At 66.7% G+C, this 12,719-nt stretch carries 11 protein-coding genes; 10 read left to right on the forward strand and 1 reads right to left on the reverse strand.

Annotation, left to right across the window (positions count from 1 at the left end):
* Positions 1-4 precede the first annotated feature (4 nt).
* The 9 genes from pilV (at position 5) to JAB4_RS09850 (ending at position 10,791) form a co-directional block, all read left to right on the forward strand.
* Positions 5-589 carry a type IV pilus modification protein PilV gene (pilV, locus tag JAB4_RS09810; RefSeq protein WP_227742134.1) on the forward strand — a complete coding sequence of 195 codons (585 nt, stop codon included), beginning with the start codon at positions 5-7 and terminating at the stop codon, positions 587-589.
* Positions 586-1,563, forward strand: a complete 978-nt coding sequence (locus JAB4_RS09815) for a PilW family protein (RefSeq protein WP_083287382.1) — start codon at positions 586-588, stop codon at positions 1,561-1,563. Before pilV ends, JAB4_RS09815 begins: the two co-directional genes overlap by 4 nt.
* A gap of 51 nt (positions 1,564-1,614) precedes the next feature.
* Positions 1,615-2,241, forward strand: coding sequence for a PilX N-terminal domain-containing pilus assembly protein (locus JAB4_RS09820; protein ID WP_070219567.1), 627 nt, complete (start codon positions 1,615-1,617; stop codon positions 2,239-2,241).
* Entirely contained in the window at positions 2,238-6,134 is a 3,897-nt protein-coding gene (locus JAB4_RS09825; protein ID WP_083287384.1) for a PilC/PilY family type IV pilus protein, read from the forward strand. The genes JAB4_RS09820 and JAB4_RS09825 overlap by 4 nt, the downstream gene beginning before the upstream one ends.
* A gap of 9 nt (positions 6,135-6,143) precedes the next feature.
* Positions 6,144-6,725, forward strand: coding sequence for a type IV pilin protein (locus tag JAB4_RS09830; RefSeq protein WP_343216310.1), 582 nt, complete (start codon positions 6,144-6,146; stop codon positions 6,723-6,725).
* A gap of 226 nt (positions 6,726-6,951) precedes the next feature.
* Complete coding sequence (locus tag JAB4_RS09835) at positions 6,952-7,482, forward strand: GspH/FimT family pseudopilin (protein ID WP_070219597.1); 531 nt, start codon at positions 6,952-6,954, stop codon at positions 7,480-7,482.
* Between the two features lie 35 nt (positions 7,483-7,517).
* Positions 7,518-8,621 carry a bifunctional diaminohydroxyphosphoribosylaminopyrimidine deaminase/5-amino-6-(5-phosphoribosylamino)uracil reductase RibD gene (ribD, locus tag JAB4_RS09840; protein ID WP_070219571.1) on the forward strand — a complete coding sequence of 368 codons (1,104 nt, stop codon included), beginning with the start codon at positions 7,518-7,520 and terminating at the stop codon, positions 8,619-8,621.
* 25 nt (positions 8,622-8,646) lie between these two features.
* Complete coding sequence (locus JAB4_RS09845; protein WP_070219574.1) at positions 8,647-9,282, forward strand: riboflavin synthase; 636 nt, start codon at positions 8,647-8,649, stop codon at positions 9,280-9,282.
* Between the two features lie 96 nt (positions 9,283-9,378).
* Positions 9,379-10,791, forward strand: coding sequence for a hypothetical protein (locus JAB4_RS09850; protein ID WP_070219575.1), 1,413 nt, complete (start codon positions 9,379-9,381; stop codon positions 10,789-10,791).
* Here JAB4_RS09850 and JAB4_RS09855 read toward each other — a convergent pair.
* A complete protein-coding gene (locus JAB4_RS09855; protein ID WP_034759136.1) occupies positions 10,788-11,213 on the reverse strand; it encodes an OsmC family protein in 426 nt (141 codons plus the stop codon). The genes JAB4_RS09850 and JAB4_RS09855 overlap by 4 nt on opposite strands.
* 355 nt (positions 11,214-11,568) lie before the next feature.
* Here JAB4_RS09855 and ribBA point away from each other — a divergent pair, with 355 nt between their 5' ends.
* Positions 11,569-12,690: a bifunctional 3,4-dihydroxy-2-butanone-4-phosphate synthase/GTP cyclohydrolase II gene (gene ribBA, locus JAB4_RS09860; RefSeq protein WP_070219577.1), complete on the forward strand. Its 1,122-nt coding sequence runs from the start codon at positions 11,569-11,571 to the stop codon at positions 12,688-12,690.
* Positions 12,691-12,719: the final 29 nt, after the last annotated feature.

Raw genomic sequence — 12,719 nt, forward strand, 5'->3', positions numbered from 1 at the left:
GCACATGAGCGGTCGCACTATGTTTCCAGCGGGTGGCAGCAGCCTCGTCGAGGTGCTCGTGTCGCTGCTGCTGTTGGCGCTGGGCCTGCTCGGTGCCAGCATTTTGCAACTGCACTCCCTGCGCGCGCGCCATGAGTCGGCGCTGTTGTCGGCGGGCGCGCAGCTGGCGGCCGGCATGGCCGAGCGCATGCGCGCAAACGGCGTGCTCATGAATGGACCCGATGCGGGCAATCCCTACTTGAACGTGGCCTACGCGGCGGCGGACGACGCCGAAGCAGGCGGCACTGCGCCGGACTGCTTTGGCGCTAGCGCCTGCAGCGCGGCCGAACTGGCGCAATTCGACATCGCTGAATGGAAGCAATCGTTGCATGCGGCCTTGCCCGGCGCGCGCCTGCATATCTGCCGCGATGCCTCTGTTTGGGATGCCGCCGCGCAAGGCTTGCACTGGGCGTGCAGCGGCGGCAAGGGCGCGCCCATCGTCATCAAGCTGGGCTGGCGCGGCCGCTTGCCCGATGGCTCGCCCGCCGTGAATGCGGCAGGCGAGTCGCTGCCCAGGCTGGTATTCCAGCTGGGCGGAGGCGGCGCATGAACGGCGTGCATGCCGCGTGGCGCTGGCGGCGCGGCATGAGCCTCGTCGAATTGCTGGTGGCGCTGTCGCTGGGCGCGCTGCTGATGCTGGCCGCCAGTAGCGTGCTGGTGGCGGCCAGCGGCAGCTATGGCGACCAGTCCGCCAGCGCGCGGCTGGACGATAACGGCCGCTATGCGCTCGACACCATCGCCCGCGCCGTGCGCCAGACGGCGTATGTAAACTGGGATAGCAGCGCCGCGCCCGTCGCCCATGCCGATGACGACAGCGCCAATGTCGCCGGGCTCGACGCGCGCAGCCTGGGCAAGAACAGCGAAGGTATCAGCGGCGCCTTGCCCGATGTCCTGCATGGCAGCGACGTGCTGGCCTTGCGCTATTACGGTGCCGGCAAGGAGGAGGGGGGCGACGGGTCCGTGCTCAATTGCGCCGGCTTTGGCGTGGGTGCCGCGCAAACGGAGGCGCAGCGGGGCTGGAGCATTTTCTATGTGGCGCAGGGCGCCGATGGCGAAGGCGAGCTGCGCTGCAAATACCGTGGCGCGAACGGCTGGGGCGCGGATGCCGTCATTCGCGGCGTCGACGGTTTCCAGGTGCTGTATGGCCTCGACACGGATACGCCGCCCGACGGCGTGGCGAACCGCTATGTCAACGCCAGTGCGCTCGACGCCTACGATGCGGCGCTGGTGCTGGTGGGCGCCGATGCGGCCGCGCGCCAGCGCGATTTGCGCCGCCGCACGCATTGGAAGCGCGTGGCCAGCGTGCGCGTGGCCTTGCTGCTCCATGGCGAGGCGGAGCAGGCGGACAAGATGGCGGAACTGGGGCCGGCGCAGTTCGACCTGTTCGGCAAGGCATATGCCGAGGCGCACGGCGCCGGCGACACGGGCGTGCGCATCGCGCGCGCGTCCTTGCCCGCCGCGACGCGCTCCCGGCTGCGGCAACTGCTGCAGACGAGCATCATGCTGCGCAACGGGCCGGCCTAGGCGGGCGGCACGATGGCTGGCGCGGGCGTCCGCTGCTGCCTACCTCGTTGTGTGCCTTGTTCACCTTGCGCGCGCCACAGTGGCGCCACCCTCGTGTATGTGCTGTGCCTGTTGGTGATCATCTTGCTGCTGGGCATATCGGCGGCGCAGATGGCCTTGCAGGGCGAAAAGGCGGCACGCGGCGAGCGCGACCGGCAGATCGCGTTTCAGGCGGCGGAGGAAGCATTGATGGATGCGCAGAACGATATCGAAGGCTTGCCCGGCGCGCCGGGGCGTAGCAGCCTCTTTGCACCAGGCAGTGCGGCCGGGTTCGCGGACGGCTGCGGCGAGGCAGGCGCACTGGGCCTGTGCCTGCCCGCAGCCCCGGAGGCGCCGGCGCTCTGGCTGAGCATGGACCTCGACGGTCCTGAAGGCAGCAGCCACACCGTGCCGTATGGCCAGTTTACGGGCGCCGTCATGCACACGGGGCAGGGTTTCCTGCCGTCGCGCCGGCCCCGTTACCTGATCGAATTGCTGGCGTTTCACCCGCCCGGCGCGCAGGCGGCGGCAGTGGCCGGCGGCCTGGCCACGGAAAGTTATGTGTACCGCATCACGGCCATCGGTTTTGGCGCGCAGGAAAGCACGCAAGTCGTGTTGCAAAGTTATTACCGCAAGCAGGCGGCGGGAGCGGGACCATGAGGGCTTGGTCGTTTGCTTTGCCATCGGCTTGGTGGTCCGCATGGCTGCTGCTGATCAGCCTGGTTTGCCTGGTTTGCGGTGTCGCTGTTGCGGCCGCACCTCCCGTGGCGCTGGCGCGGGCCGACGCGGGTTTGCACGGCGCCAGAGTGCCGCCGAACCTGCTGCTCAATCTGTCGCTCACGCATGCGGCGGCCGCCGCCGCGCATGGCGGCGAGTATGCGCCGCAGCGCGAGTACCTCGGTTACTTCCATGCGCGCATGTGCTACAGCTATCCGTACCGCAGCAAGGACGGCGTCATGCTGCCGGACTTGCGCGTAGCGACCGCTTACTTCTCCGTACTGAAACCGGCGGATGCGCTGCACGGCTGCGGCGGCGATAGTTTTAGCGGCAACTTTCTGAACTGGGCCAGCGCCAGCATGCTCGACATCGTCCGCTATGCCCTGACGGGCGGCGACCGCGTCATCGACGAAGTGCGCAAGACGGTGCTGCAGCGCGCCTGGCTGCCCGATGCCGACGGTCCCGTCGATTTCTATGCCCACCCCGTTTTTTTCCCGCGCAAGGTCTTGCACACCGGCGTGGCGGCGGCGACGCCGTTTGCGCTGGCGCAACTGGCCATCGTTTCCTGCCGTAATCGCCTGCTGTTCGGCGACGCCAGCGTGCCTCCGGGCGGCAGTTGCGACGCGCCCGGCATCGCCGCCACGCACGGCGTGTTCCTCGCGCGCGTGCGCGTCTGCGACGCCGATGAGGGGCCGCTGCGCGACGACCTGTGCCTCGCATATGGCAAGAACTACAAGCCGGTGGGCGCCGTGCAGCGCCTTGGCGGCAGGGTACGCGTGGGCGTGTTTGGCCATTTGAACGGCGTCTCTGCCAGTGCCGGCCCCGTGTATGGCGGCGTGCTGCGCGCGCCGCTGGCCCACGTGGGCAGGCAACGCTGGACGGCGCCCGACTTTTTGCCGCAAGACAATACCGGCGCTGAGTGGAATCCCGTCAATGGCGTGTTTGCCGTCCAAGGCGCTGACCAGGGCGCAGGCCCTGGCGGCGGGGTGACCGCTTACATCAACGGCCTGGGCCGCAGCAATGCCGGGCATCCCGGCGCGTACGCGAGGGCCGCGCCGCTGGCTGAATTGCTGTACGAATCGCTGCGCTACCTGCAGGGGCGGCAAGCGAGCGCCGCCGTGCCGCCCGCCACGGCTCCGCCTGCCATTGACGACGGCTTGCCGGTCGTGACCCCATGGAGCGACCCGCAAACGGCCAATTGCCAGCGCCACGTCGTCGTCAGCCTCGGCGATGCGGGCATGGCGGGGGACCGCTACGTGCCCGGCAACGTCCCTGTTGTGCCTGCCTCGGCCGGTGACCGCGCACGCGCCGCCGATGGTTTTGCGCCGCCGCCGTTCGATGCGATGGCCTGGACGCATGCGGTGGGCAGCCTGGAAAGCGGCGGCGCGCAGGGCAATCCAGCGCCACGGCCCGACCTGGCGGGACTGGAATTGCTGGCCGACGGCGCGGGCGGCGCCAGCTACCATGCGGCAGGGCTGGCCTACTGGTCGCATGTGCAGGCGCTGCGTCCTGGCGGCAAGAACGACGGCCTTGCCAAGGTCGAGCATTACGCGGGCGACTTGCGCCAGGGCGACCCGGCCGGCGAATCTGCAGCCATTCCCGCCGCTACTCCCTTGCTGCTGGCGGCCAAGTATGGCGGTTTTCTTGATGCGAACGGCGACGCCAACCCATTCAAGAGCGCAACGGGCAGCGCGTTCGATGAATGGAGCCTGGACGGCCGCTGGCCCACCCATTACTTGCCCGGCAGCGATCCGGCCGCCCTGATCGCGGGACTGCGCGCGGCCTTTGTCTCCGCCGACAAGGGCACGCTGGCGGCGACGCTGCCGGGGCCTGCCCTGATGGCGCTGGCCAGCGGCACGGAGGATGCATACTGGTTCCAGACGCAGCTGCGCCTGGCCGATGGGTCCATGACCTTGTCGCGCAGCGCGTTTGCCGTGGGCGCCGATGGGGCACTGCTTCCCGGCAAGCCATTGTGGACTGCTGGCGGACAGACCAAGACCATGCCGGATGGGCCATCCACGGCCTTGCGTCCCGTCTACACGCTTGACGCCAAGGGCGCCCTGATGCCGCTGGCCTGGAAGGCGCTCGATGCAGCACAGCGCGGCGCATTCGACGGCGGCGATGGCAGAGGCGAGGCGCGTCTGGCATATCTGCTGGGCCAGCGTACGCACGAGGTGGGCCAGCCCGGCGGCTTCCTGCGGCGCAGGTCCGGCAGCCTGGGCGCGGCGCCGCACGGCAACCTGCTGTACGTGGGCGCGCCGGGTCTGGGCATGCCGGGGGCCGGCTATGGCGTGCATCGCCAAGCGCTGCTGCAGCGCCGGAAAATGCTGTACCTGGGCGCCAACGACGGTTTGCTGCATGCGTTCGATGCGCGCACGGGCAGCGAATTGTTTGCCTATCTGCCGCAGGCGCTGCTGCGCGCGGCGCCAGCCGCTGCGAGCACTCACTACAGCGCCGGCCCGCTGCTCGATGGCGCGGCGGCCACGGCGGAAGTGCTGGCGCTGGGACATTGGAAGACGGTGCTGGTGTCGGGCATGGGCGGCGGGGCGCAAGGCGTGTTTGCGCTCGACATCACCGACCCGGCGCGCTTCGCACAGGATGGGGCGTTGTGGGAATTCACGGACCGCGACGACAGGCTCATGGGCAATGTGCGCGCGCCGCCCGCCTTTGCCCGCATCAACATGGGCGGCAAGGAGGGCACGCCGGCCTACCGTGATTTTGCCATCGTCGCCAGCGGCTACAACAACCATGTGAATGACGGTAAGGACACGACGGCGCCCGCATCGGCCGCCGCCATCTTCCTGCTGGCCCTGGACAAGGCGCCTGGCACGCCATGGGTGATAGGAAGTAATTACTTCCGGTTCAAGGTGCCTGTGGCCGACGCCAACGGTGGTGGCGATGGCGGCCATGACGCTGATGCGGTCATTGACGCCATGTCCCACGCGCTGGGTCCGCCCGCCGTGGTGCCTGGCGGCGACGGCGCGCTCGCGTATATCTATGCGGGCGATTTGCAGGGCAATATCTGGCGCCTCGACATGGCCGGCGGGCCGCCGTGGAAGGAGGGCCAGGGGCGCAAGCTCGTGTTTGTCGCGCGCGATGCACAGGGCCGGCGCCAGCCCGTGACGCAGCAGCTGAGCGTGGCGTATGCGCCCGGTGGCGGCTATCTGCTGCTGTTCGGCACGGGCAAGCTGGTCGAAGCGGGCGATACCTGGCCATCCGCCTTTCTGTCGCAGTCGTTTTATGCCGTGCACGACGATGTGCGGGAAACATCCCCTACGCGCAGCCGGGCCGACCTGGAACAGCGCAGTCTGGGCGAGACGACGGGCGGCGTGCGCGTCGACGGCGCCGAACTGCGCTACACGGGCAGCGACGCCATGCGCGGCTGGTATCTCGACTTTCTCGATACCGCGCAGACGGGCGAGCGCAGCATCAGCATTCCCGTACTGGCCGCCGGCAAGGTACTGTTCAATACCGTCCTGCCGGGGCGCGACGCTTGCGCCAAGCCGGTCACGCGCCTGTACGTGCTCGATGTGCTGAGCGGCTTTGCCGCCGATGGCGCCGGTGTGGTGCAGGCGGGCGAGCAGACGGGACGCTTGTTCGACGGCCTGGCGCGCGCGCCGCCGCTGGCGCTGGAATTGAACAGCACGGTGGGCGCAGCAACGGCGACAGGGCGGGCCGAGGGCCGCAAGGAGCTGGCCGTGCTGCAACCGGGCTTGCCCGGCGCGGCCAGCGTGGCGGGACTCAAGGTCGTCAGCGCGCCGCTGCCCGCACGGCGCCTCAGCTGGCGCGAAGTGGCGAACTGGCGCGAATTGCACGAGGCGGCCAAGAAGAAATAAGAGAGGGGCATGGCTGGCGTGTCGCAAGTGACCGGCGTGCAGACCGGCGCCGCGCATCGGCTGGCGGTTTTTGAGAAGAAGGGAGGTCAGATGGAAATGCTGGCAAGCCGGAACTGGGCCGCTGCAAACGGTCGCGCCCCTGCCGCCATCCCGGGCTTCAGCCTGATCGAACTGCTGGCCGCGCTGGCGATCATGAGCCTGCTGCTGGCGCTGGCCGTGCCCGCTTATCACGGCCATGTCGTGCGCGCCAAGCGGGTGCAGGGGCAGGCGGCCCTGCTGCGGCTGATGCAGCAGCAGGAGCGCTATTACTCGCAAAACAATCATTATCTGGCGTTTTCCTCGGCCTCGCCGGCGCCGCAGGCGCAAGCGTTTCCATGGTGGTCGGGCGAAGGGGGCGCGGCCGGCAGTGCGTATGAAATCGAGGCGCTGGCCTGTCCCGGCCTGGCGATCGGGCAATGCGTGCTGTTGCGCGCCGCGCCGGGCACGTCCAAGGTTGATGCGCAGTTCCAGGATGCCGATTGCGGCGTGCTGTCCTTGAGCAGTACGGGCCAGCGCGGCAGCAGCGGCCCCGCCAGCCATTGCTGGCGCTAAGTAACCCCCAATAAATTATTGTGATTTCTGACTTCCATAACCGGCCCTCTGCGGCGTTGCCCGATGCTAGCAGTGCTCGCACTGCGTCGCAGCGGGCGCCTTGCATAGCATCCGGTTCTGTTCGTCATAAATTCACAATAATTTCCTGAGGATTACTTAGGCCATGGCCACGCGCAAGCGGCCACCGCGGACCGGGCGCACCTTTGGGCGGGCCTTCGGGCACACCATGCTCGAATTGCTTGCCGTGCTGACGATTGCCGCGCTGCTTGCGGCCGCCGCCATGCCCAGCTTGCAGCAGGTGCTGGCGCGTCAGCAGGTGCGCGCGGCGGCCACGGACTTGTTCTCGGCCATCGAATTGACGCGGGCGCAGGCGATGGCGCGCGGACAGCGCGTGCTGTTGATGCCGGCCGGGCCTGGCGGCACGGATTGGCGCACGGGCTGGCTGGTGTTTATCGACCGTAATGCCAACCTGGCGTTTGACGACGGCGACGAATTGCTGTTCCGCCAGGGGCCGCTGCCACCGGGCATCACGGCCCAGTTTGCGTTTTCGTCTGCCACGGCGCCGTTTTATATCGCCTACAATGGCGCAGGACGCAGTTGCAGCGCGACCAATAGCCTGGCGGCGCGCTGGGGAACCTTGTCCCTGGCTTTGGGAAAGCAGGTGCGCCATATTAAAATCAATATGCTGGGCAGGGTGCGCGTGTGCGACCCGCAGCAGCAGGCGGCCAACTGCAGCGGCGTGGCCGACAGTTCGTAACCCGACTTATCTATTACTCACTCTCAAAGAAGCCCGTGGAAATACTCAACGATATCGATGGCATGCGCCTGGCGCTGGAATGGGCGGCGCGCGGTTTATACACGACCTCGCCCAATCCCCGCATCGGCTGCGTGATAGTCCGGGATGGCCAGGTGATCGGTGCCGGCGTGACACAGGCGGCCGGGCAGGATCATGCCGAGGTGCAAGCGCTGGCCAAGGCGGCAGCGCGCGGCAACGACGTGCGCGGCGCCACCGCCTATGTCACCCTGGAACCGTGCAACCACCATGGCCGCACGCCGCCGTGCTCCGATGCGCTCGTGCGCGCGGGGCTGGGGCGCGTCGTGGCCGCCATGACGGACCCGAATCCGCTGGTGGCGGGGCAGGGGCTGGCCAAGCTGGAAGCGGCAGGCATCGCCGTCACCACGGGCGTGCTGGCTGACGAGGCGTATGAAATGAATATCGGCTTCTTTTCGCGCATGCAGCGCGGCAAGCCGTGGGTGCGCCTGAAAACGGCGGCCAGCCTGGATGGCATGACGGCCCTGCACAATGGCCAGAGCCAGTGGATCACGGGGCCGCAGGCGCGCGCCGACGGCCATGCGTGGCGCGCGCGCGCCTGCGCCATCCTGACGGGCATCGGCACCGTCAAGGCCGACGACCCGCAATTGAACGTGCGCGCCGTCGAGACGCCGCGCCAGCCGCGCCGCATCGTCGTCGACAGCCGGCTCGACATCAGCCTTGACGCGCGCATCTTGCAGGGCGGCGGCACGTGGATCGTGGCGGCCGTGGCCAACCCGGAAAAGGAAGCGCAGCTGCGCGCCCTGGGCGCGGAAGTCATCATGTTGCCGAACGCGGCCGGCAAGGTCGACCTGGCCGCGCTGATGCTGGAACTGGGGCGCCGGCAAATCAATGAAGTCCACGTCGAGGCCGGCTCCAAGCTGAACGGCTCGCTGATCCGCGAAGGCTGCGTCGACGAGTTGCTGGTCTACCTGGCGCCCACCTTGCTGGGCGACGCGCAAGGGATGTTTGCCTTGCCCGCATTGACGGATATCAAACAGCAGCGCACCTTGCAATTTCACCAGGTTCAGCAAGTGGGCGAAGATTTGCGTATCCTTGCAAGATTCGCCCAGCGCAATAATTAATACTCACATTTTATAGGGTTAGTTCATGTTTACAGGAATTGTTGCCGCCATCGGCAAGATTGAAACCGTGCAAGCACTCGAAGGCGGCCTCGACGCAGGCGTGCGCCTGACCATCCACGCGGGCGGCTTGCCGCTGGCCGATGTGGCCCTCGGCGATTCGATCGCCATCAATGGCGCCTGCATGACGGTGGTGGAAAAGTCGGATACGGGTTTTGCCGTCGATGTCTCACGCGAAAGCCTCAATTGCACCGTGGGCCTCGATACGACGACGGAAGTGAACCTGGAAAAAGCCCTAACCCTGGCCGAGCGCCTGGGCGGCCATCTGGTCTCCGGCCACGTCGATGGCCTGGGCATCGTGCGCAAGTTCGAAGCCGTGGGCGAATCGTGGGAACTGGTGATCGAAGCGCCGCACGAACTGGCGAAATACCTGGCCTTCAAAGGTTCCGTCGTCGTCAATGGCGTGTCGCTGACCGTCAACAGAGTGGAAGACCTGGGCGCGGGCGCCGTCAACGGCTGCCGTTTCTCGATTAATTTGATTCCCCATACGATCGCCATGACGACCCTGAAACACTTGACGGTCGATGGCAAGGTCAACCTGGAAATCGACCTGATCGCCCGCTATGTCGAGCGCATGTTGTCGCTGGACAAGGCTGCCGCCTGATACAAGAACACCGCAACACATTCTCGCCTTGCCAAGCGTGTGTTGCTTTTCTTTCAGACGCGCATACTATGAAGCTTTCCGCAGTGGAGGCTAGCCATGGACCCGATTTCGCGCGCAACCGTGCCCAACACCATTCCGGCCACGTCCCGCGTGGATCAGACGGCGCCGCTGACGCCCGCGCTGCCCGTGCCGCCGTCCAGCGCGGCGGCGGCCCTTGCCGCTTTGTCATCGACCCAGGTCGACATCTCTCCGCTGGGCCAGTTCCTGTCCGGCGTGGCCTTGTCGCGCCGGCAACTGCTGGCCTTGCAGGGCGCCACGGACGAGGCCAGGGCGGCAAATACCCCGGTGAATGTCAATGACGACTTGCTGGCGCTGGCGCGGCAGTTGACGGAATCGTTCGCCCAGCTGCAAACGAGCGGCATCGACGCGAGCCAGCTGGCGACGGCCGGCGACACCCCGGGCAGCCTGGCGCAGCGTTACGATTTGCTGTCGGGCGACGGTACGACGGATGCTGCGACCGCACTGGCGCAGGACGGCAGCCTGCTCACCCAAGCGCAACTGGCCCGCATCGGCATCGACTTGCGCAATGAAGATGTCGATCCCATCACTTTGCAGGCCGCGTATGCGGCCGACAGCAACGCCACCCTGGATGCCCTGCAACAGGGAACGGACGTGCTGGCGCAGGTGGGCGCCGTGCTGGCCCAGCAGCAGGGCGCGCCGCTGGCTGCTGCTGTCGAGGCGGATTTGACGGGCGACGCACTGCCGGCCAGCGCTGCACAGGACTCGCAGGCCGCGCAGCCGCAAGCCATCGACGAGGCGCCGCCGCAAACGGCCGCGCTTGCACAGCGACAGCTGGAATTGCAGCAGCAACTAGAAGCGCAAGAGCTGAACGTGGATTTGCAGGAATTGCGGCCCCCGTCGACGGCGCAACAAGCCGACAATACCGCGGACTTGCTGCAGGTGCAGCGCACGGACAGCCAGCGCGTGGATGCCCAGCGTGTTGACGACGAACGCCTCGACAGCGAACGTATTAATACCAGTCAGCAGACACAGCAGCAGGAAACCGCGCGGTTGGACGAGCTGCGCCAGGGGCAAGTACAGCAGCAGGGCTTGCAGCAGCAGGTGCAAGCGGCGGCGGACGATGCGGCGCGGGCGCAGCTGGCCGCCAGCGATGCGCAAATGGCGGCCCAGGCGGCCAGCGAGCGGGCGCAATTGCTGGCGCGCGCCGCGCAGGGCCAAGCCGACGCGGGCCTGGCGACGGCGCAAGCCCAACTGGCCCAGCAAAATGCGCAGGCGCAAGAGATGGCCGCGCAAGCGGCGGGCCAGGCCGTGCCGCCACCGTCATCGCAAGACCCGTCCGTGGCGGCCGCCATCGCCGCGTATAACCTGAACAATGCGGCCCTGAATCCCGGCTTGATGAACCGGCCATTGCCGGCCAGCGACTCGCGCCTGCCGCTGGTGGCGCCGGTGGCCCCCGTGGAACCCGTCAAGCCCGTGACGAAAATCTAGGGCAGCAAGGTGGCGTCGAGGGTAATGTTGGCTTTAAGCAGCTTCGACACGGGACAGCCGGCCTTGGCCTTGCCCGTCAATTCCTCGAATTTCGCCTGGTCGGCGCCGGGAATTTTCGCTTTCAGGATCAGGTGGACGGCCGTGATGGCAAAGCCGTCGTCCACCTTGTCCAGGGTCACTTCGGCCGTCGTTTCCATCTTTTCCGCCGTCAGGCCCGCTTCGCCGAGGATCAGCGACAGGGCCATGGTGAAGCAGCCCGCGTGGGCGGCGCCGATCAGTTCCTCTGGGTTGGTGCCGGGCTTGCCTTCGAAGCGGCTGGCAAAGCCGTAGGGATATTCCTGCAAGGCGCCGCTGCGCGTGCTGATGGCGCCCTTGCCGTCCTTGATGCCGCCTGACCAGATGGCCGATCCGTTGGTTTTCATGTTGCCGCTCCTGTGTGGGGTGTCGCTGCGAATGGGTGTCAGCGCCGTGGCGGTGACTGGCTGATCTTATGCTCTTTGCAAGGCCGGCGGCGCGCGCCATGCCGCCGCCGTGTGTGCTGGATCGCGGAATCGGCGCTTTGCGGGGCAGGCTGCGGCACCCATGCCGCAAACCTGTCTTATTTCAGGTCTGCAAGCGCTAAATCCTTTAAAATAGCGGGTTATAAGAAAATTCCCGGAAATCTGAGGAATATTCGCGCTCGAGGTTCAGTTTTAGTTTCAGTTTTTAGTTACATTAACAACGCCCGGCAAAACCGACGCGCAGCAGGTTTTGACTGGCGTCATACGAGGATGAATAATGTCTATATCGAGCACCGAAGAGATCGTCGCTGAATTGCGCGCCGGCCGCATGGTGATACTGGTCGATGAAGAAGACCGGGAAAATGAGGGCGATCTGGTGCTTGCCGCCGATTTCGTGACGCCTGAAGCCATCAATTTCATGATCACGCATGCGCGTGGCCTGGTCTGCCTGACCCTGACGGAAGAGCGTTGCGACGAGCTGAACCTGTCGATGATGACGTCGCGCAACGGCACCGCGTATGGCACCAACTTCACCGTGTCGATCGAAGCGGCCGAAGGCGTGACGACGGGCATTTCCGCTGCCGACCGCGCCAAGACCATCCAGGTGGCCGTGGCCAAGGGCACGCAGCCCAGCGATATCGTCCAGCCTGGCCATATCTTCCCCCTGAAAGCGCAAAAAGGCGGCGTGCTGATGCGCGCAGGCCATACGGAAGCCGGTTGCGACCTGACGGCCATGGCCGGCCTGACGCCCGCGTCCGTGATTTGCGAAATCATGAAGGACGACGGCACCATGGCGCGCCTGCCGGACTTGCTGGTGTTTGCCGAGCAGCATGGCCTGAAGATCGGCACGATTGCCGACCTGATCCATTACCGCAGCCAGACGGAGTCCCTGGTCGAGCGCGTTGCGGAGCGTACCCTGCACACGGCGCATGGCGAATTCCGCCTGATCGCCTTCCGCGACAAGCCTAGCGCGTCGGCCCACCTGGCCCTCGTGCATGGCGACCTGGCGCCCGGCCTGGAAGCGCTGGTGCGCGTGCACCAGCCCGTTTCCCTGCTGGACGTGCTGGAAAGCGAAGCGACCACCCACTCGTGGACGGTGGCTGCCTCGATGGCCGCCATCAAGCAGTCCGAGCGGGGCGTGATGGTCTTGCTGAACTGCGGCGAGACCTCGAGCGAGCTGTTTGCCCAGTTCGCCGCGCTCGATACGCCGCAAGCCAAGCCGAAAGGCCGCGCCGCCAGCATGGACTTGCGCAGCTACGGTATCGGCGCGCAAATCCTGCGCGACCTGGGCGTGAGCAAGATGCAATTGCTGGCCAGCCCCCGCAAGATGCCGTCGATGGTCGGTTTCGACCTGGAAGTCACAGGTTTCCAGTGCCATCCTGGCCAGACGTCGATGTGAGAGTAAACGATGGCGGCATGTGCATGCCG

It is taken from the genome of Janthinobacterium sp. HH102 (assembly GCF_001758625.2).
Lineage (GTDB): Bacteria > Pseudomonadota > Gammaproteobacteria > Burkholderiales > Burkholderiaceae_D > Janthinobacterium.

What these genes read in the sequence shown, in the direction of transcription:
- JAB4_RS09835 (WP_070219597.1), top strand. Translation starts at nt 6,952, where the DNA reads ATGCTCGAATTGCTTGCCGTGCTGACGATTGCCGCGCTGCTTGCGGCC.
- JAB4_RS09825 (WP_083287384.1), top strand. Translation starts at nt 2,238, where the DNA reads ATGAGGGCTTGGTCGTTTGCTTTGCCATCGGCTTGGTGGTCCGCATGG.
- JAB4_RS09830 (WP_343216310.1), top strand. Translation starts at nt 6,144, where the DNA reads ATGGCTGGCGTGTCGCAAGTGACCGGCGTGCAGACCGGCGCCGCGCAT.
- JAB4_RS09850 (WP_070219575.1), top strand. Translation starts at nt 9,379, where the DNA reads ATGGACCCGATTTCGCGCGCAACCGTGCCCAACACCATTCCGGCCACG.
- pilV (WP_227742134.1), top strand. Translation starts at nt 5, where the DNA reads ATGAGCGGTCGCACTATGTTTCCAGCGGGTGGCAGCAGCCTCGTCGAG.
- JAB4_RS09855 (WP_034759136.1), bottom strand. Translation starts at nt 11,213, where the DNA reads ATGAAAACCAACGGATCGGCCATCTGGTCAGGCGGCATCAAGGACGGC.
- JAB4_RS09815 (WP_083287382.1), top strand. Translation starts at nt 586, where the DNA reads ATGAACGGCGTGCATGCCGCGTGGCGCTGGCGGCGCGGCATGAGCCTC.
- JAB4_RS09845 (WP_070219574.1), top strand. Translation starts at nt 8,647, where the DNA reads ATGTTTACAGGAATTGTTGCCGCCATCGGCAAGATTGAAACCGTGCAA.
- ribBA (WP_070219577.1), top strand. Translation starts at nt 11,569, where the DNA reads ATGTCTATATCGAGCACCGAAGAGATCGTCGCTGAATTGCGCGCCGGC.